The organism is Herbidospora mongoliensis, assembly GCF_001570545.1.
GTDB classification, from domain to species: Bacteria; Actinomycetota; Actinomycetes; order Streptosporangiales; family Streptosporangiaceae; genus Herbidospora; species Herbidospora mongoliensis.
The window spans coordinates 560967-579243 of record NZ_BBXD01000008.1; the positions used below are offsets into that span (position 1 = coordinate 560967).

Genomic DNA, 18277 nt, shown 5'->3' on the forward strand with positions numbered 1-18277 from the left:
CGACTCCTATGCCACGGGCGGGCGGGTGAGTTCCCACTTGATGGTGATGACGGTCCGGCCCGACTTGCCGTGCGTGTTGATGCGCAGCGACTTGCCGGGAACGCAGGTGTAGGTGCCCTTGCGGGGGATCGCCCCGAGGTCCTCGTTGTGGGCGACGGCCTTGCGGAGCAGACCGGAGAAGCCCTTGCCGCCGCCGGAGCGCTCCAACGTGGCGCCGAAGTCGCCGGTGCGCGGCTTCAGGACGATCTTTCCGTGGGTGTACTTCTTGTAACCGCCGAAGGTGTACGTGAAGGTCTCGACGCCGTCCATGACGAAGGTGGCACCGCCCGTCAGGGGCTCCGACTCACGGAAGTCGTAGCGGGCGACGACGTACTTGCCCGCGCGGGTGAAGTCCGCCTTGATGCCGGCGCCGCCCTCCGCGAAGAAGCGGTGCCTCTTGCCGACGACCTTGGCGGTCGCCTTGGTCACCGTCCATGACCCGGCCCAGCACGGTCCCTTCGTCGCGGGAGCCGCTTGTGCTGCGGTGGGGGCGACGAGGAGGCCCGTGGTGAGCGCGAGGGCTCCCAGTAACTTGTGCATCGTTCCGCTCTCAGGGATCAGAGGTCTCTCAGGAAGCTCCCATAATCGGGCTAAAAGATAACAATTCAACACTTTTCGAGTAGCTGAGTAAGTAATCGCTTGCTCGGCCTTCACCCCTACTCTTGGGCCATGGCGAAGGAGACTCGGCTCGGGCTGGTGCGGCGGGCCAGGAAGATGAATCGCATCCTGGCCGAGACCTATCCCGACGCCCATTGCGAGCTCAACTTCGCGAACGCGTTCCAGTTGCTCGTGGCCACGGTGCTGTCGGCGCAGACGACCGATGTGCGGGTCAACCTGACCACTCCGGCGCTGTTCGCCAAATATCCGACGCCTGATGACATGGCCGTCGCCGACCCCGAAGACATGGAGGCCATCCTGCGGCCGACCGGGTTCTTCCGGGCCAAGACGAAGTCGGTCATCGGGCTGTCCATCGCCATCCGCGACCGGTTCGGCGGTGAGGTTCCCCGCAAGATGGCCGACCTGGTGACGCTGCCCGGGGTCGGCCGCAAGACGGCCAACGTCGTGCTCGGCAACGCGTTCGGCGTGCCGGGGCTGACCGTCGACACCCACTTCCAGCGGCTGGTGAAGCGGTTCGGGTGGATCGAGGGGGAGCTCGACCCGGTCAAGATCGAGCAGGAGATCGCACTGCTCATCCCGAAGAACGAGTGGACGGTCTTCTCCCACCGCATCATCTGGCACGGCCGCCGGATCTGCATCGCCCGCAAACCCGCCTGCGGCGCGTGCCCTCTCGCGGACCTCTGTCCTTCTTACGGCACCGGTCCGACCGACCCGGAACTGGCGTCCAAGCTGGTACGTTCCGGACCGTTCTCGTGACGGGAAGCTTCGCGGGGCACCGAGGGTTGGACTGTCCATGACCGACGTACCGGCCTGGATCACCGATGTGGCGGAGAGGGCCGGGCGAACCCCTGTTCCTCCCGGCCTGCGCCCGCCTCGCGAAGGTGGCCGGCGGGCCGCCGTGCTGCTGCTGTTCGGCGACGGGCCGAACGGGCCCGACATCCTGCTCATCCAGCGCAGTTCCCGCGGACGCACCCACGCCGGCCAGCCCGCCTTCCCCGGCGGCGGGGTCGACCCGGATGACGACGGTCCCGTCGGGGCCGCCCTGCGTGAGGCGGCCGAGGAGACGGGCGTCGACCCCGAGGGTGTCGCGGTCGTCGGCACCATGCCCGAGCTCTACGTCCGGCACAGCGACAACCGCGTCACCCCCGTCATCGGCTGGTGGCACACCCCCTGTGCCGTCCACGCCGCCTCACCCGACGAGGTCGAGTCGGTCGAACGCGTCTCCATCGCCGAGCTGGTCGACCCCGCCAACCGGCTCAGGCTGCGTCATTCCAGCGGATACATCGGCCCCGCGTTCCGGGTGCGCGGCCTGCTGGTCTGGGGCTTCACCGCCGGAGTGCTCGACGGCGTGCTCTCGACCTGCGGTTTCGAGGTCCCGTGGGACCGGTCACGGATCGAGGACCTGCCCCCTGACGTCGTGAACCTCGCCGCCCGTTAGCGCCAGCCCCAGCGTCGCCCAGTCGGCCACGTCGTCGTCGCGGTCGGCCGCCAGGCGCCGCAGTGCGGCGACCCCCGACGGGTCGGCCGGTCGGCCGATGACGTTGGGCAGGGCGTAGGCGGCGCCGTACCGAACCGTCGTCTCCGGATGAGACGCGAGCTCGATCACCGACGGCAGCGCCCTCGGGTCGCGCAGGTGGCCGAAAGCGATGAGCACCGAGTAGAGCACGCGGGTCTCGGTCTCGCTCGCGGCCAGGAATCTCAGCACCGGCAGGGTCTTGTCGGCGAACGGGCGGTCGCGCCCGAGCTCCCCCAGGATGTCGACTCCGAGAACTCTCTCGGCTGCCGTGTCGGCTGCGCACAGTCGTCGTGCGGCGGTGAAGGTCTCCAGGTCACCGCGTTGCTGCAGGGCCGCGATGGCGTCCCAGCGGGTCGGGCCGTCCGGGTCTCCGTCGGCCAGTGCTGTCTGGATCAGTTCCTCAACAGGGTCCCCCATGGCGTCACGATATCGAGTGGACTGCGAAGAACCCGTGCACGAGACCGCGCGTGGCTGGATACGGTTAAGGGTGGTGGCCGGGCCGGGTGGCGATAGAGGTGGAATACAGGCGTGCAAGGCGATCTGCTCGACCTCATCCTGATCGGCCTGATCCTGGCCTTCGCGGTGTCCGGCTATCGCCAGGGGTTCATCATCGGGGCGTTCAGCTTCGTCGGCTTCGCCGGTGGGGCGCTCGTCGGGATGTTCATCGCGCCGCCCATCGCCGGAGCCCTCGTCAACGGTGAGACCGAACGCGCCCTGCTCGCCATAGTCATCGTGTTCCTCGCCGCGACGGTCGGCCAGTTCGCCTCCTCGACGATCGGCGCGGTCGTCCGATCCCACGTGACGTGGGAACCCGCCCGTCTCATCGACGCCTTCGGCGGCTCCGTGGCGAGTGGGCTCTCCGTGCTGGTGTTCGCCTGGCTCATCGGGTCGCTCATCATCTCGATGAACTTCCCGCTGCCGAAACAGCAGGTCAACGACTCGCTGCTGCTGAAGACGGTCGACCAGGCGATGCCCGAGGCGGCGCGTGACCTGACGCGCGGGTTCCGCGACTTCGTCGACGCCTCTCCGTGGCCCGAGGTCTTCGCCGACATCGGCGGCGCGCAGTTCGTCGACGTGCCCGCCCCCGACGAGAGCATCATCAACGACCCGCAGCTGGCCCGCGCGCGCCGCGCGATCGTGAAGGTGCAGGGCACCGCCCCGACGTGCCGCAAACGCATCGAGGGCACCGGTTTCGCCTACGCCCCCCACCGCATCATGACCAACGCCCACGTGGTGGCCGGGGTGTCGCAGGACCTGCGCGTCACCGACTACCGGGGCGCCAGCCACGACGCCCGGGTCGTGCTCTACAACCCCGACCGGGACATCGCGGTCCTCTACGTCGAGTCGCTCGACGTCAACCCGCTGAAGTTCGACATGGCGGCCGAGTCGAAAGACGACGCCATCATCGCGGGCTACCCGAAGGGCCACGGCTTCACCATCAAGCCGGCCCGCATCCGGGTGAAGCAGCCCGCCGAGTCCTACGACATCTACAACCGCCACACCGTCGACCGCGAGGTCTACGCGATCCGCGGCGAGGTGCAGCCCGGCAACTCCGGCGGCCCGCTCCTTGCCCCCGACGGGCGCGTCTTCGGCGTCATCTTCGCGGCGGCCACCGACCAGAAGGACACCGGCTACGCGCTGACGGCCGAAGAGGTCCGCACCGACGCGGAAGACGGCAGCGCGGCCATCGCGCGGGTCGACACGCAGGAATGTGACTGACCCTCACTCCGCCGACGTCACCACCGCGTCTCCCGTCCGGCTGCGGTAGTAGAGCACCGATTTGCCGGCTCTTCTGCGTTCGACCAGCCCCGCGTCCAGGAGCACCTTCAGGTGGCGGCCGACCGAACCGAGCCCCTGGCCCGTCAGCGCGACGAGCTGGGTCGTGCTCTTGGGCGTGTCCAGCAGGACGAGCACCGTCGCCCGCGCGCTGCCCAGCAGGCGCCCGAGGGGCCCCGATACTTCGCGGACGTCGGTCAGCACCCCCGACGCTGGATATATCACCGCATAGCGATGCGGCTGCTCCCATGACACCCACCCGTGCCGGGGCGTGACCGGGACGAACATCAGGCGCGCCGTCGCCAGGTCCCTGGGCGGGTTGCTGGTCGTGTTGATCTGCAACCGGCTCTCGCCGAGCCAGCGCATCCCCGGACGCATGTCGTTGAGGGCCGCCTCCCAGCCGCCCATGCTGAGGCGGCCGATACGGCCGATGATGTCGGCTTCGAGGATGCGTCTGCGCCGGTCCCAGGTGGGTTCGACCGTTTCCGTCCACACCCATTCCAGCAGGGAGGCCGCCCGTTCGGCCAGGTCGGACCGGCGGAGCGGGCCCGGCAGCATCCTGCCCAGGGAGACCTCGAGATCGGCGTACACCACGCCTGCGGGGGTGTCCCGGACGGTGGCGACCTCCTCGGCGAACGTCGGTTCGCCGGTGCCGGCCGGGGTCGGGACGAGGAAGTCGGCGATCCACTCGGCTCCGGTCGCGGCGCGGATCAGGAATTCGTCGAGGGGGTCGCGGGTGAGGCGGGTCTTGAAGCGGTCGGCGTGCTGGTCCCACCAGGGCTTCTCACCTGGATGGGCGGGGAGGGTGCGGCCGAGCGCGAACATGCACGCGGTGGTCTCGGCGAGCGGCGACAGCACGAACCTGCTCCCGGCCAACGTATCGGCGTTGACCTGCCACCAGCCCATCTATCCGCCTCCCGTGTCGATCTTCCGGTGTTGCTCGTGCGCCGGGGCCGTTGATTCGTGTCGCAGGCCACACAGCGGGGGCCTGTCATCAGCCCACATGTCGGCTCTCACCGTGACATTCCGGGTTTTGCCACATATCGGGCCAACCCTCCGGCTCCCGTGAAGTCATGTCCGCGGCAGCCCTTTCGCCGTGGGTCGTTTCGCATACTGGCGAAACAATACCGGCTCTGACCTGGGATGATGGAATGTCGGCCCTATGCGTACATATCGGGAGCTGTTCGCCACCAAGGAGTTCGCGCCGCTGTTCGCGACGTCCACATTGCAGGTCGTGGCGTGGTCGATCGGCAACCTCGCGTTGGGGACGCTCGTCTTCGAGGCGACCGGTTCGCCCCTGCTCTCGGCGCTCGCGATGTTCGGTCCGCTGCTCGCCCAGGTCGTCGGGGCCACTCTGCTGATGTCGGCCGCCGACCGGCTGCCGCCCCGGATGGCGCTCTCGGGGCTGGCTCTCGTCTTCGGCGTCGGCATGGCCTTGCAGGCCATCCCCGACCTGCCGATCACCGTCAGGTTCGCCATCCTCATCGTGATCGGCGTGGTCGCGTCGGTCGGTGGCGGGGTGCGGCTCGGGCTGCTGAACGAGATCCTGCCGCGGGACGGCTTCCTCATCGGCCGCTCGGTGCTCAACATGACCGTGGGGGCCTCCCAGATCACCGGGTTCGCGGCCGGGGGACTGCTGGTCGCGCTGCTCACGCCCACTCAGACGCTGCTCATCAGCGCCGCCCTGGAACTCCTCGCCGCGCTGGTCGTGCTGCTGGGGCTGTCCAAACGGCCCCCGCGCGCGTCCGGTCGCCCGACGGTGGCGCAGACGTGGCGGGGGAACTCGCGGCTGTGGGCGTCCAGGCCGAGGCGGTATGTCTTCCTGGCCCTCTGGGTCCCGAACGGCCTGATCGTGGGGTGCGAATCGCTTTATGTCTCGTACGACCCCAGCAGCGCCGGCATCCTCTTCGCCTTCGCCGCCTTCGGCATGCTGATCGGCGACACCCTCGTCGGCCGGTTCATCCCGGCGGGGTGGCGGCAACGGCTGGGCGCCCCGATGCGCCTCCTCCTGGCCGTCCCCTACCTGGTCTTCTTCTTCGATCCACCGTTCGGCGTCGCGGTCGCCGCGGTGACACTCGCTTCCATCGGGTACTCGGCCAGCCTGCTCCTCCAGGAACGTCTGATGGCCCTCACTCCAGACGATCTCAGCGGGCACGCCCTCGGCCTGAACGGTTCGGGGATGATGGTTCTGCAGGGGGTCGGGGCGGCGGTGGCGGGCTCGGTGGCCCAGTTCACCGGCCCGGCAGTCGCGATGACGGTGATGGCCGTGGCCTCGGTGGCGGTCACCCTGGCCCTGGCCCCGGGCCTGCGCCCGGGACCGGCGCTGGAACCGGAGGTCGCCGCCTGAGGCCGGTGCTTTACGTTCCTGGGCGCGTTGGGCGGGGGCGCCAGTTCGTACAGGATGACCTGCGGATCCGGTCTGCCGAACGCACTCGGGATGGGGTGTATCCCCCCTCGGCCTTTCAGCACCCGGATCAGGTTCCGATGGATGTGGCTCCCAGGGCTGCCAGTAGATCGTTGATCGATCGCGCCTGGGCAGCCGCGGCCGCGTCGATCCCATAGGGCCGGTTCGTGATCGTCTTCAGGCGCCCGGTGCCCCGTTCCAGCAGGGTTTCCGCGCCCCGCTCGTTGCCCCGTTGCAGGTGGGTGAGCCCGACGCAGAGCTGGGCCAGGCCCTGCCACAGTTCTCTTTCTTCCGGTGGGCAGTTCTTCCAGCGGCCCTCGAAGATCTCGTGGGCGTGGAACGGGCGGTCGAGGCGGAGCATCTCCACTCCGTCGGTGATCGCCTGTTCGGCCGTCGGCGCGTAGTCGTCGGGGACGCGTTCCACGCCTTCGGCGTCGTGGGGCAGCGGGCGGCCGTAGGCGTCGCGGGGGCGGGCGTTGCGGGCGCGGCCCGCGGGGTCGCGGTCGCGGGTCATCGGTCGGGTTCGGGGTCGGCCAGCCAGGAGGTCAGCTCGGCGTTGAACACCTCGGGGCGTTCCTCGTGGGGGAAGTGGCCCGCGCCCTCGATCAGGCGCCAGCGGTAGGGGGCGGCGACGAACTTGCCGGATCCCTGGGCGGTGCGGGGCAGCATGCACGTGTCGAGGGCGCCGTGCAGTTGCAGGGTCGGGACCTCGACCTCGGTGCGCATCTGGCGGGCGTAGCGGCGGCCGTCGGGCCGGATCTGGGACCTGGCGAACCAGCGGTGGTATTCCAGCGCGCAGTGCGCCGACGCCGGGACCTGGAACACGTTCTGATAGACGGGGTTGAGCTCCTCGGACGGCCAGGACGGCCCCGACCACTGGTCGAGCAGCCGGCCCACTTTGGCCCCGTTCTTGCGGGTCAGCCGGTGTTCGGGCCACAGCGGCAGCTGGAAGCCGAACGCGTGGCTGCTGGCCCGCAGCTGCCGTGGGTCGGTCAGCAGCGCCGTGCGCAGCCGAAGCGGGTGAGGGGCCGACACGGCCACCAGGCGGCGTACGAACTTGGCGTCCTGGGTCGCCATCGTCCAGCCCATCCAGCCGCCCCAGCCGTGGCCGACCACGGTGGCGCCGGTCTCGCCCATGGCCCTGATCAGGCCGGCCGCGTCTCCGGCCAGGGTCGGCAGGTCGTATCCCCGGGGCGGCTTGTCGCTGGCGCCGTAACCCCGGAGATCGACCGCGACCGCACGGTAACCGGCCGCGGGCAGCGCTTCGAGCTGGTGCCGCCAGGTCCACCAGAACTGCGGGAAACCGTGCAGCAGCAGGACGAGCGGGCCCTCACCGGCCTCCACCACGTGGAAGCGGGTGCCCCCGGCGTGGATCCAGCGGTGTTCCCACGGGCCGTCGGCCCGGACCAGCTGGTTCTCCTCCGGGGCCTGTTTCATGGCGCGATCGTGACGCGGTCGGCGCCGACCTCACCGGCGGTGGTCTTCTTCTCGATGACCGGTGTGGGGCGGACCGTCTCGTCGGTGGACTTGAGGCTCTGGAGCGAGCGCTTGGTGCGTTTGAAACCGTTGAGGCCCTGCAGGCGGCGGTAGCCGACGAAGCCGAGGATTCCGGCCGTCACCAGGTAGAACACGGTGACGATCAGGAACGAGAGCCAGGTCGACAGGCCGACCGCGTCGTGCAGGACGTAGGCGATCGTGAACGAGGCCAGGATCAGGACGAGGTGGAGGGTGAACGCGGCGGCGGCGAACAGGCCGGTGGCCATACCCACGCGCTTCGCGTCGAATTTGAGCTCGCTCTTGGCGAGTTCGATCTCCGCCCGTACGAGGTTGGAAATATGGGTGCTCGCCTCGGCGACCAGAGCGCCGAGCGATTCGTCCTCGCGCATCAGGGATCTCCTATTCTGCGGACTGTCAGATATCATCTCGTGCCCTCACCCGTACGCGGATTCTGAGCAGCACCGCGGCCAGCAACGATGCGATGACACTTGCCATCAGCACCGCCGTGGTGACCCCGGTGTCGCCCCGGAAGGCGCGGTCGCCGATGAGCAGCGAGACGGTGAAGCCGATCCCCGCGAGGACCGACACGGCCGCGATGTCGCGCCAGACCAGGTCGGAACTGATCCGGGCGAAACCCAGCCGCACCGAGAGCCACGCGCCTCCGAACACACCGACGAACTTCCCGACGACGAGCCCGAGAAGCACGCCGAGGGCGATTCTGTCGGTGAAAACGCCTTCGAGGGCGCTCATGCTGAGCGGAACCCCGGCGGCCAGGAAGGCGAAGACCGGCACCGCGAACCCCGCCGAGACGGGCCTGAACACATGGTCGGCCCTGGCGGCGGGAGAAGGATCACCGTCGACGTTCATGAGCAGCCCGCAGGCCACCCCCGCGACCGTCGGATGGATGCCCGACTCGTGCAGCAGCACCCAGGCGGCCACTCCGAGCAGGACGTACAGGAAAGCGGGTCTGACCCGGCGCCGCTGCAGCACGCCGAAGACGGCGAGCACCACGACGGCGGCCAGGAGCGGCAGGAAGGACAGGGCCTCGCTGTAGAACAGGGCGATCACGAGGATCGCGCCGAGGTCGTCGACCACGGCCAGGGTCAGCAGGAACGCGCGCAGCGCCACCGGCAGGGCCGACGCGGTCACGGCCAGCACGGCCAGTGCGAACGCGATGTCGGTCGCCGTCGGAATCGCCCACCCCCGTGTGGCGTTCGGCACCCCCCAGCTCACCCCCACGTAGATCAGCGCCGGCACTGCCATCCCGGCCAGCGCGGCCACGACCGGCAGGATCGCGTCGCGGAACCGGGACAGTTCCCCGTGGACGAACTCCTCCTTCAACTCCACACCTGCGACGAAGAAGAAGATCGCCAGCAGCCCGCCGGCCGCCCATTCGTACAACGTGAGGTGGAGCGGGCCCGGCACGGTGATCGACCGGAGCGCCTCGTAAGACCCTGACCAGGGCGAGTTCGCCCAGATCAGCGCCAGGACCGTGGCGATCAACATGATCACGCCACCGATCGTCTCGGTCCGCAGCGCTTCGGCGATCTGCGCCGCGTAGCGAACGGTCGGCCGGCCCTCGTTTGGACGGCGCATGCTCCCCCTCAGGTGATTGGGGAAATGCCCAGACGATTCCCCCAGAAATCGCCGACCAGTCTTCCCGGCACACCTGTTGGCCACTGTACCCAGCGCCGAACGATCACAGCCGGGGCGGGCTCACGCCTGTGGATAACCGCCCCGGCTGTGGATAACCGCTTAGTCCTCGCTCTTCGCGCTGGGAAGCTTCTCCGAGATCAGGTTCATCACCGAGCTGTCCGTGAGGGTGGTCACGTCGCCCAGCGAGCGGTTCTCGGCCACGTCACGCAGGAGGCGGCGCATGATCTTGCCAGACCGGGTCTTCGGCAGCTCGGGCACGATGAGGATCTGCCGGGGCTTGGCGATCGGGCCGAGGGCCTTGGCGACGTGCTGACGCAGCTCGGCGCCGATGTCGGCGCCCTCCTCGGCGTTGCCGCGCAGGATCACGAACGACACGATGGCCTGCCCGGTCACCGGGTCGGTGGCCCCCACGACGGCCGCCTCGGCCACCTTCGGGTGGCTGACCAGGGCGCTCTCCACCTCAGTGGTCGAGATGTTGTGGCCGGAGACGAGCATGACGTCGTCGACGCGGCCCAGCAGCCACAGGTCGCCGTCGTCGTCGCGCTTGGCGCCGTCGCCGGGGAAGTAGAACCCGTCGAACCGCGACCAGTAGGTCTCCTTGTAGCGCTCGGGGTCGCCCCAGATGCCGCGCAGCATCGCCGGCCACGGCTCGCGGATCACCAGGAACCCGCCGCCGCCGTTCGGCACCGACTTGCCCTGGTCGTCGACCACGTCGGCGACGATGCCCGGCAGCGGCTGCATGGCCGCACCCGGCTTGCCCGCGGTGACCCCGGGCAGCGGGCTGATCATGATCGCGCCGGTCTCGGTCTGCCACCAGGTGTCCACGACCGGGGCCTTGCTCGCCCCGATGTGCTCCCGATACCAGACGTAGGCCTCCGGGTTGATCGGCTCACCGACGGAGCCGAGCACCCGCAGCGACGACATGTCGAACTTGGCGGGGATGTCGTCGCCCCACTTCATGAACGTACGAATGGCGGTCGGCGCCGTGTAGAGAATCGTGACCTGGTATTTCTGCACGATCTCCCAGAACCGGCCGCGGTGCGGGGTGTCCGGGGTGCCCTCGTAGATCACGCTGCTCGCGCCGTTGGCGAGGGGCCCGTAGACGATGTAGCTGTGGCCGGTCACCCAGCCGATGTCGGCGGTGCACCAGTAGATGTCGGTGTCGGGCTTGAGGTCGAAGACCGCGTTGTGGGTCCAGGCAGTCTGGGTGAGGTAGCCGCCCGTGGTGTGCAGAATGCCCTTCGGCTTACCGGTCGTGCCGCTCGTGTAAAGGATGAACAGCGGGTCCTCGGCGTCGTGCGCCTCGGGGGTGTGCTGCTCGCTCTGCGAGTCGACCAGGTCGTGCCACCAGACGTCCTTGTCGGTCCAGGTCACGTCCTGGCCCGTGCGGCGGACGACCAGCACCTTCTCGATCTGCGGGCACTGCGCGACGGCCTCGTCCACCGTGGGCTTGAGCGCGCTCGGCGCCCCCCGCCGGAATCCGCCGTCGGCCGTGATGACCAGCTTGGCGTCGGCGTCGTCGATGCGGCTCTTCAGCGCGGTCGCGGAGAACCCACCGAACACGACCGAGTGGATCGCCCCGATCCGCGCGCAGGCCAGCAGCGAGACGGGCAGCTCCGGGATCATCGGCATGTAGATCGCCACCCGGTCGCCCTTGCCGACCCCGAGCGCGGTCAGCGCGTTGGCCGCCTTGGAGACCTCTTTCTGCAGGTCGGCATAGGTGATGACCCGGCTGTCACCCTCGGGCTCGCCCTCCCAATAGAAGGCCACCTTGTCGCCGTTCCCGGCCTCGACGTGGCGGTCGACACAGTTGTAGGCGATGTTCAGCTTGCCGCCCACGAACCACTTCGCGAACGGCGCCTCCCACTCCAACGTGGTGTGCCAGCGCTCCGCCCAGGTCAACCGGTCGGCGGCCGTCTCCCAGAAGGCCAGCCGGTCGGCTGAGGCCTCCGTATAGGCGCTCGCCGTGACGTTCGCCGCCGCGGCGAGCGCCGCCGGGGGCTCGAACCGGCGGTTCTCCTGCAGCAGGTTCGACAGCGTTTCCTGGGACTCCGTCACCGCGAACTCCTAACCCGAAATTCCTGATGCGTTACTTCTTCGTATCGTGCCGTATCGGGTGTTAATGACACGTGACCGGCCCCTGGCTCGTCAAATGCGACTTCGTTCAGCGGTGCCAGCGCGTCGTTGAACGGTCCTTGGCGTACGGGAGAGATTCGACCCGGGCGTCGGGGGTGTCGGCGGGGGCGGCTTGAAGGTCGGTGCTCCGGCGGGCGGGGCGTTCTTCTGGCCGGGTCCGTGGGCGCCGACGCGACCGTTCACGTCTTCGACTGAGGACGGCGTGGAACTCCAGCATTAGGGCTGGTTCCGGGAATGGTCTGCGCCTGGACGGCCGGCCGTCGCCGTCCGCGTCTCTGGGTCGCGTGTGTTGGTGGTGGGGTCTGGGTGGTGCGTCGTTGGCGCCGATGAAGATGACCGTCCACGGCTCCGTGGTTGCGTGTGCTGGTTGGGGGGCGGGTACCGAGGGGTTTGTTTCTGGAGGGCTGTTCTGTTGGTCGGCGTCCGCGGTCCCGTGGTCGCGTGTGCTGGTGGTGGGGCGGATACCGGGGGCCTTCCCAGATCGGTAGGGTCGGGCGGATGAGTGATCCGCTGGTCGTGGTGGCTGGACTGCCTGGGGTGCCGGAGGCCGTTTCGGAGGCGCGAGAGGCCGTTGACGTCCTCTATCGGCACCGGATACTGCGCAGGCGGCAGCCTGAGGTGTCTGCCGAGTCCGCGTTGCGTGGCGCCCGCGCCTCCGCCGAGCTGGAGGGCGTCGAGGTGCCCCTGGGCTCGCTGAGGGCGGGTGAGGCCGACGATCCGGTGGCGCAGGGCGCCCTGCGGGTCTCGGCCGAGCTGGGGCGGCTCGGGCCGCTGTGGCGGTCGGCCGCGCCCCAGGTTCTGGCGCGTCTGCACACGCTCGCGGCCGCGGGGCTTCTCGCCGAGCCGGGGCGTCCGCGTACGGGAGCCACGACGGCCGACCCTCTGGGAATCGGGCCGGCTCCGGTGGACGTCTCCGCCCGGATGGCCGCTTTGGCGGGGCTGACCTCGACCAAGGCCCCCGCGCTGGTGCTGGGGGCGATCATGCACGCCGAGATCGCGGTGCTGCGCCCGTTCGGCGTCGCCGACGGCCTGGTGGCCCGCGCGGCCGAGCGGCTCAGCCTGGTCGAACAGGGCCTCGACCCGAAATCGCTCGTGGTGGTCGAAGTGGGGCACCGGGAGCTGATGGGGGCGTACCCGCAGGCTCTGAAGTCCTATCTGACCGGTACGCCCGACGGGGTGGCCGCCTGGGTCATCCACTGCGCCAGGGCGGTCGTTCTGGGCGTCAGGGAGACGACGGCGATTTGCGAGGCGCTGTCCCGCTAAACAATTGCGGACACATGCGGACGGCGCCCCTGGAATGGGACGCCGTCGCCAGTACGTCGAACCGGGTTACCAAGCGTGCACCTATTTTTGTCGAAACGGGACAAGCCCGCAACGACACGCCTCCCGCGGCTGGTCGCGCGTGGGTACCCGGCGGCCGTACCCGGACACTTGGTCCGTAAGCCCTTTCTACGTCGGAACTCCGCACATGGGAAGCCCTCGGAGCAAGACCTTTACTGAGCCCGGAATCCGCTGATTACGGCTTCTGACGTGGTTTGTGGCCGTCTGGGGCAATGGATCGATACATGACGTCCACTTCTGACAGTGATCACTGACCGTCACCAGGTGGACGCATTCCCGCAGAACGAGCGCGGCTCAAAAAAACTGCCGCAAATTGCAGATTGCTCCTCGACGAAACTCGGGCGGATCGGGCAGCATACGGTGTTATCTCCCGATGTGGGAGTGACTGCGTACAGGGCACCTTTGCAAGTCCCTTGCCATGCCCTGGCCCACTGATGAAAGCTTTCATCACACGGGACCGGCTCTACCCCCCCGGAGCCGGACCGCTCGGCGACCCCCGCTCTCCCCCCCGGCGGGGGTCGCCCCTTTTTCCACAGGGGCGGCCCTTTTCCACAAGGCTCGGTCAGGGCGTTTTCGATCTTCGGCTGGTTGGCACCGTGAGGCTCCTCACGGACTTCTGACCTTCGACCGAGGAGCTCCCGCCCATGCATCGGCCTCTAGCCGTCACCGCCGATCGCGACCTGCTCGACGACCTGCTGCGCGTGGCCGCGGCCGCCGGAGTCGAACTCGACGTCGCCCACGAGGCCGCGCAGGCCCGCCCACGATGGCGCACCGCGCCGCTGGTCGTGGTGGGTGCCGACCTGGCCGACGCCCTCGCCGCCACCGGTCCGCCGCCCCGGCAGGGTGTGCTGCTGGTGACATCGGATCCGGCTGATCCCGCGACCTGGCGCCGCTGCGTGGCCGTCGGGGCGTCCGCCGTTCTCGAACTGCCCGACGCCGAACGGCTTCTCGTGGACGAGTTCGCCGAGGCCGCCGAGCCCTCTTCCCGCGCCGGGGCGGTGGTGTGCGTGGCCGGCGGGCGAGGCGGGGTCGGAGCCACCGTGCTGGCGGCGTCGCTGGCTCTCACCGCTGCTCGCTCCGGGTCCCGGACCCTGCTCGTCGACGCCGATCCTCTCGGCGGCGGGATCGACGTGGTGCTGGGCCAGGAGGAGGCGACCGGGGCGAGGTGGCCCGACATCGTCGGCCGTGAGGGGCGGGTGAGCTACGCGGCGCTCCAAGGGGCGCTGCCGACCTTCGGCGAGTTGACTGTCCTGTCATGGCACCGTGGCGAGCCGATGCGGATCCCCCGCGAGGCCATGCGGGCGGTGCTGGAGGCGGCGCGCCGGGGGTGTGACCTCGTCGTGGTCGATCTGCCACGGTTTGTGGACGCCGGCGCCGAGGAGGCGCTTTCCCGGGCCGGGGTGGCGTTGCTGGTGGTCTCCGCTGACGTTCGGGGGGTTCTCGCGGCCGGGCAGACGCTCGCCGGGATGCGGGAGCAGGCGGGGGATGTGCGGGTGGTCGTACGGGGCGGAAGTCTGGAGCCTGACGTGGTGGCCCAGTCGCTGGGGGTGGCGCTGGCGGGGGTCGTGCCGGAGCAGCGGGGGCTGGCGGAGGCGCTCGACCGGGGAGACGCGCCCCCGTTGAAGCGGACGCCGTTGGGGCGGTTCTGCGGGGAATTGCTGGCGGGGTTGGCGTGATGCGGCCTGGGCCGTCTTTGCCTTCGGCGGTGTCAGCCGGGGACTCGTCGGTGGGAACGGCGGTCGACGACTCCACCGGGATGGTTGTGAGACGTCCGGCTTTGGGTTGCCTGCGCATGGCGGCGCTGTTCGCCGATGACCTGCTCTCGGCGGTGAAGGAGCGGGTGGTTGGGAGGTGTCTGTGAGCGCGGTTTCGGCGGAGTTGCTGGATGCGGTTCGCGTCCGGCTGGCGAGGGACGGGCTTGATCCTTCACCGGCTCAGGTAGCCGCCGCGTTGCGGGCTGAGCGGGCGGTTCTGGGGGATGGCGAGGTACTGACCATCGCCCGGGTGCTCAGGGCCGAACTGATCGGGGCGGGGCCACTTGAGGGGCTGCTCGCCGAGCCGGGGGTTACCGACGTGCTGGTCAACGGGCCCCGCGACGTATGGGTGGACGACGGGGGCGGATTACGGAAGACGTCCGTCGTCTTCCGGTCCGATGACGACGTGCGGCGTCTCGCCCAGCGCTTGGCGGCCGCCGCCGGGCGTCGGCTGGATGACGCCTGTCCTTACGTCGACGCGCGCTTGGCCGGTGGCGTTCGGCTGCACGCGGTGTTGCCACCGGTTTCGGCCGAAGGGACCTGCCTGTCGTTGCGGCTGCCGCCTCGGCACACGTACGGGCTCGATGACCTGGTGACGGGTGTGGGAGCGCAGGTGCTGCGGTCGGTCATGCGGGCTCGGCTGGCGTTCGTGGTGTCGGGCGGCACGGGTACCGGGAAGACGACCCTGCTGTCGGCCCTGCTGTCGCTCGCTGACCCCGGGGAGCGGTTGCTGCTGGTTGAGGATTCGGCCGAGCTGCGCCCGGCGCATCCCCACGTGGTTCGGCTGGAGACACGGCCGCCGAACCTGGAGGGGGTCGGCGGGGTGACGCTTCGGGACCTGGTCCGGCAGGCGTTGCGGATGCGGCCCGATCGGGTCGTGGTCGGCGAGGTTCGCGGCGCTGAGGTGATCGACCTCCTGGCTGCTCTGAACACCGGGCATGAGGGCGGCTGCGGGACGTTGCACGCGAACACGGCAGCCGACGTGCCACCTCGGCTCGAAGCCCTGGCGTGTGCCGCCGGGTTGAGCCGGGAGGCGGTGCACAGCCAGCTCGCGGCCGCACTGGACGCGGTGATTCACGTGGTCCGGGACACCGGGACGGGGGTGCGGCGCGTTGCGGAGATCTGCCTGCTGCGGAGGAACGCGGGCGGCTTCGTGGAGGCGGTGCCGGCGGTGTCGTTCGACGGGCGGGGCGGGGTCCGTGAGGGGGCAGCTTTCGGGGTGTTACGGGAACGGTGCTTCGGGACGTGACCGCACGACCGGGCGATGTGTGGAAGGCGACCTTGCGAGGTGCTGCGGGAGCGGTGTGTGGACGTGGGACCGGAACACGCCGGTTAAGCCACTGGAAGGTCCGTGGCGGTCGGGACACGGCGAGCGCGGTTGTGACGGAGACGTCTCCAGGTACTAGCGGCGTCGCGGGGCATCGGGGCGGTTTGGAGTTCAGATGATCACTGTGCTGGTGGGGTTGTGCGCTGGGTTGGCTGTCTGGGTGTGGTGGGGGCCTTCGGCGCCGGTCGTGCGGCTGGCGCGGTTGACGCAGGAGACGAGTCCGGGGTTTTCGTTGCCTGGAGTCGTGAAGGCTCGACGGTCGCGTACGGCGCTGGTTCGGGCCTGGCGGGGCGGAACGGTCGAGTTGTGTCAGGCGATCGTGGCGGAGCTGGCGGCTGGGCGCACGCCCGGTGAGGCGCTCTCCAAGGCCATCGGTTCCGTCGAAGGACCACCGGAGTTCGTCGCGGCGCTTCGGCCGGTCGCCCGGGTCGCCCGGGACGGAGGCGATGTGGGGGCGGCGCTGGTGAATGCGGCGCCTGAGGCAGGCGGTGAGGGGTTGCGGCGGCTCGCCTCCTGTTGGGAGGTCGGGGTGAGCGTCGGTGGCGGGCTCGCGCCTCTCGTGGAACGGGTGGGCGGGGCTTTGCGGGACATGGAGAACCACCGGCAGGAGATCTCGGCGCAGCTCGCCGGGCCTCGGGCTACCGCTCGCATGCTCGCGGGGTTGCCCGTCTTGGGGTTGCTGATGGCGGCAGGGCTTGGGATGCAGCCGCTGCCGTTCCTCTTCACGACACTGCCGGGGATCGGGTGCCTGGTCGTGGGGCTGCTGCTCAACGTGACAGGGCTGCGGTGGACGGATCGGATGGTGCGGAAGGCCGAGGACGGTGTCCGATGACGGGGCGGTGAAACCCCCTTCGGTTCGTGCGGCTTATCCCGTCTTGGGAGTTGGACGTGTGGCCTGTTCAGGGTCGCGTGGTCAACGACCTGTCTAGGTCGCATGGTGAATGACCTGTTCGGGGCCGCGTGGTGCGCGGCTCATCTCAGACCGCATGTCGGCGGTCTGTCTCGGACCCTGACCTGCCGAGGCCGCATGCCAGGCAGGGCACATTGGGGCCGCCTGCCGACGGGCGATCTTGATTGGCCATAGATCTTGAGGGGCCATATGGCGTGCGGCGGCTTGGAACTAGGCGGAACCGGATTCGAAGCGAGGGTGTGGTGGTTGGGATTCTTTCCGGGCTGTGCGTGACGCTTGCCGTGGTGTGCTGGCCGGTTCGGCGTACCGCGGCTGATCGGCTCCGGGCGCTAATCGCCCCTCCCACGGCTCAGGCCCGTGTGGTTGAGAACCCGACCGGGCGGATGGCTTTGGTTGCGGGGCCGGTGCTCGTGCTGATGGTTCTCGTGGTCGGCGGGGTGACCGGCATCGTGCTGGGTGTCGTGCTGGCTGGGGCTGTCGTGGTCCACATCAGGCGGAAGGAGTCTCCCCAGGATCGGCGCCGGAAGGAGCTCGTCCGGGCGGATCTGCCGTTCGCCGCAGACCTCATCGCCGAGTGTCTGCGGGCCGGTCAGCCTCTCGTGGGTGCGATCGAGATCGTCGCGCGGGTTGTGGATGGTCCGTTGGGGGAGCGGTTGCGGTGGGCAAGTGGGCAGATGCGGCTGGGCGCCGATCCGGTCGAGGTGTGGCGGGGCCTGGCCGCCGAGGACGCCCTGGCCTTGCTGGCGAGGGCCATCGCGCGGGCGGTCGAGTCGGGGGCGCCTGTCGCCGATGTGCTGACTCGAGTCGCTGAGGACGCCCGCCAGGCCGGCCGAGCCGCATCTTCGGCGGCCGCGCGGCGGGTCGGGGTGCAGGCCGTGGCGCCGTTGGGACTGTGTTTCCTGCCGGCGTTCTGCTTCCTGGGCATCATCCCGGTCGTCGCCGGGCTGGCCACCCAGGTCCTCGGGCCCTGACCTGCGCCAAATGTGGATCTTGGGCCGAAGTCGCGGTACATGGCTTGCATCGGCTCGATCGCCAAGCGCACGGGCTGTGGATAACCGGATTGAGGTCGACCGTCGGCGTCGGGCTCGGGTCTTTCGCCGATTGGACACTGCGTCGAGCTGTCGCAACAACATGGTCATTGTTCGGTGCTTGGTGGTACCGCTCGTCGTCGGCAGGTCGGCAGGTCGGCAGGTCGGCAGGTCGGCGGGTCGGCGGGTCGGCGGGTCGGCGGGTCGGCGGGTCGGCGGGTCGGCGGGTCGGCAGGGTCCCGGGGTGGTCGGGAGGGTCCCGGGGTGGTCGGGAG

17 protein-coding genes are annotated in these 18277 nt (G+C 69.6%); 9 read left to right on the plus strand and 8 right to left on the minus strand.

The window, feature by feature from the left end:
- Nucleotides 1-6: 6 nt before the first annotated feature.
- On the minus strand, nucleotides 7-579 hold the full coding sequence (locus tag AW272_RS02830; RefSeq protein WP_157518225.1) for a hypothetical protein: 573 nt from the start codon (nucleotides 577-579) through the stop codon (nucleotides 7-9).
- Between the two features lie 129 nt (nucleotides 580-708).
- Here AW272_RS02830 and nth point away from each other — a divergent pair, with 129 nt between their 5' ends.
- On the plus strand, nucleotides 709-1413 hold the full coding sequence (gene nth, locus AW272_RS02835; protein ID WP_083957868.1) for an endonuclease III: 705 nt from the start codon (nucleotides 709-711) through the stop codon (nucleotides 1411-1413).
- 37 nt (nucleotides 1414-1450) lie between these two features.
- The gene (locus AW272_RS02840; protein WP_066360786.1) at nucleotides 1451-2095 is read left to right on the plus strand and encodes an NUDIX hydrolase; all 645 of its coding nucleotides are present in this window, start codon (nucleotides 1451-1453) and stop codon (nucleotides 2093-2095) included.
- On the opposite strand, the gene AW272_RS02845 is transcribed toward AW272_RS02840, so the two are convergent.
- Nucleotides 2045-2590, minus strand: coding sequence for a HEAT repeat domain-containing protein (locus AW272_RS02845; protein ID WP_066360790.1), 546 nt, complete (start codon nucleotides 2588-2590; stop codon nucleotides 2045-2047). The genes AW272_RS02840 and AW272_RS02845 overlap by 51 nt on opposite strands.
- A 111-nt stretch (nucleotides 2591-2701) precedes the next feature.
- Here AW272_RS02845 and AW272_RS02850 point away from each other — a divergent pair, with 111 nt between their 5' ends.
- Complete coding sequence (locus AW272_RS02850; RefSeq protein WP_245657167.1) at nucleotides 2702-3892, plus strand: MarP family serine protease; 1191 nt, start codon at nucleotides 2702-2704, stop codon at nucleotides 3890-3892.
- A 3-nt stretch (nucleotides 3893-3895) separates the two neighbouring features.
- Here AW272_RS02850 and AW272_RS02855 read toward each other — a convergent pair whose 3' ends face one another.
- The gene (locus AW272_RS02855; RefSeq protein WP_066360792.1) at nucleotides 3896-4855 is read right to left on the minus strand and encodes a helix-turn-helix domain-containing protein; all 960 of its coding nucleotides are present in this window, start codon (nucleotides 4853-4855) and stop codon (nucleotides 3896-3898) included.
- Nucleotides 4856-5111: 256 nt separating this feature from the next.
- Between AW272_RS02855 and AW272_RS02860 the strand changes: the two genes are divergently transcribed.
- A complete protein-coding gene (locus AW272_RS02860) occupies nucleotides 5112-6296 on the plus strand; it encodes an MFS transporter (RefSeq protein ID WP_066360794.1) in 1185 nt (394 codons plus the stop codon).
- A 127-nt stretch (nucleotides 6297-6423) separates the two neighbouring features.
- Here the strand turns inward: AW272_RS02860 and AW272_RS02865 are convergent, their stop codons facing one another.
- The 5 genes from AW272_RS02865 to acs form a co-directional block, all read right to left on the minus strand.
- Nucleotides 6424-6867 carry a DUF309 domain-containing protein gene (locus AW272_RS02865; protein WP_083957870.1) on the minus strand — a complete coding sequence of 148 codons (444 nt, stop codon included), beginning with the start codon at nucleotides 6865-6867 and terminating at the stop codon, nucleotides 6424-6426.
- Entirely contained in the window at nucleotides 6864-7790 is a 927-nt protein-coding gene (locus AW272_RS02870) for an alpha/beta fold hydrolase (protein WP_066360795.1), read from the minus strand. Before AW272_RS02870 ends, AW272_RS02865 begins: the two co-directional genes overlap by 4 nt.
- Nucleotides 7787-8239, minus strand: a complete 453-nt coding sequence (locus AW272_RS02875) for a phage holin family protein (protein WP_066360796.1) — start codon at nucleotides 8237-8239, stop codon at nucleotides 7787-7789. The genes AW272_RS02870 and AW272_RS02875 overlap by 4 nt, the downstream gene beginning before the upstream one ends.
- Before the next feature lie 25 nt (nucleotides 8240-8264).
- On the minus strand, nucleotides 8265-9446 hold the full coding sequence (gene nhaA / locus AW272_RS02880; RefSeq protein ID WP_066360797.1) for a Na+/H+ antiporter NhaA: 1182 nt from the start codon (nucleotides 9444-9446) through the stop codon (nucleotides 8265-8267).
- Between the two features lie 159 nt (nucleotides 9447-9605).
- Nucleotides 9606-11564, minus strand: coding sequence for an acetate--CoA ligase (gene acs / locus AW272_RS02885; RefSeq protein ID WP_066360799.1), 1959 nt, complete (start codon nucleotides 11562-11564; stop codon nucleotides 9606-9608).
- A 576-nt stretch (nucleotides 11565-12140) separates the two neighbouring features.
- Between acs and AW272_RS02890 the strand changes: the two genes are divergently transcribed.
- The 5 genes from AW272_RS02890 to AW272_RS02910 all read left to right on the plus strand — a co-directional run bounded on the left by AW272_RS02890 (nucleotide 12141) and on the right by AW272_RS02910 (nucleotide 17945).
- Nucleotides 12141-12905, plus strand: a complete 765-nt coding sequence (locus AW272_RS02890; protein ID WP_066360801.1) for a Fic family protein — start codon at nucleotides 12141-12143, stop codon at nucleotides 12903-12905.
- A 722-nt stretch (nucleotides 12906-13627) separates the two neighbouring features.
- The gene (gene ssd, locus AW272_RS02895) at nucleotides 13628-14659 is read left to right on the plus strand and encodes a septum site-determining protein Ssd (RefSeq protein ID WP_066360803.1); all 1032 of its coding nucleotides are present in this window, start codon (nucleotides 13628-13630) and stop codon (nucleotides 14657-14659) included.
- Between the two features lie 181 nt (nucleotides 14660-14840).
- Nucleotides 14841-15986 carry a TadA family conjugal transfer-associated ATPase gene (locus AW272_RS02900; RefSeq protein WP_066360805.1) on the plus strand — a complete coding sequence of 382 codons (1146 nt, stop codon included), beginning with the start codon at nucleotides 14841-14843 and terminating at the stop codon, nucleotides 15984-15986.
- Between the two features lie 322 nt (nucleotides 15987-16308).
- Entirely contained in the window at nucleotides 16309-16896 is a 588-nt protein-coding gene (locus AW272_RS02905; protein WP_245657168.1) for a type II secretion system F family protein, read from the plus strand.
- Nucleotides 16897-17357: 461 nt separating this feature from the next.
- On the plus strand, nucleotides 17358-17945 hold the full coding sequence (locus tag AW272_RS02910) for a type II secretion system F family protein (protein ID WP_066360807.1): 588 nt from the start codon (nucleotides 17358-17360) through the stop codon (nucleotides 17943-17945).
- Nucleotides 17946-18277 lie beyond the last annotated feature (332 nt).

Excerpts from the sequence above, each read along its gene's own strand:
- AW272_RS02830 (WP_157518225.1), bottom strand. The coding sequence starts at position 579 with ATGCACAAGTTACTGGGAGCCCTCGCGCTCACCACGGGCCTCCTCGTC.
- nth (WP_083957868.1), top strand. The coding sequence starts at position 709 with ATGGCGAAGGAGACTCGGCTCGGGCTGGTGCGGCGGGCCAGGAAGATG.
- AW272_RS02840 (WP_066360786.1), top strand. The coding sequence starts at position 1,451 with ATGACCGACGTACCGGCCTGGATCACCGATGTGGCGGAGAGGGCCGGG.
- AW272_RS02845 (WP_066360790.1), bottom strand. The coding sequence starts at position 2,590 with ATGGGGGACCCTGTTGAGGAACTGATCCAGACAGCACTGGCCGACGGA.
- AW272_RS02855 (WP_066360792.1), bottom strand. The coding sequence starts at position 4,855 with ATGGGCTGGTGGCAGGTCAACGCCGATACGTTGGCCGGGAGCAGGTTC.
- AW272_RS02860 (WP_066360794.1), top strand. The coding sequence starts at position 5,112 with ATGCGTACATATCGGGAGCTGTTCGCCACCAAGGAGTTCGCGCCGCTG.
- AW272_RS02865 (WP_083957870.1), bottom strand. The coding sequence starts at position 6,867 with ATGACCCGCGACCGCGACCCCGCGGGCCGCGCCCGCAACGCCCGCCCC.
- AW272_RS02870 (WP_066360795.1), bottom strand. The coding sequence starts at position 7,790 with ATGAAACAGGCCCCGGAGGAGAACCAGCTGGTCCGGGCCGACGGCCCG.
- AW272_RS02875 (WP_066360796.1), bottom strand. The coding sequence starts at position 8,239 with ATGCGCGAGGACGAATCGCTCGGCGCTCTGGTCGCCGAGGCGAGCACC.
- nhaA (WP_066360797.1), bottom strand. The coding sequence starts at position 9,446 with ATGCGCCGTCCAAACGAGGGCCGGCCGACCGTTCGCTACGCGGCGCAG.
- AW272_RS02890 (WP_066360801.1), top strand. The coding sequence starts at position 12,141 with ATGAGTGATCCGCTGGTCGTGGTGGCTGGACTGCCTGGGGTGCCGGAG.
- ssd (WP_066360803.1), top strand. The coding sequence starts at position 13,628 with ATGCATCGGCCTCTAGCCGTCACCGCCGATCGCGACCTGCTCGACGAC.
- AW272_RS02910 (WP_066360807.1), top strand. The coding sequence starts at position 17,358 with ATGGCTTTGGTTGCGGGGCCGGTGCTCGTGCTGATGGTTCTCGTGGTC.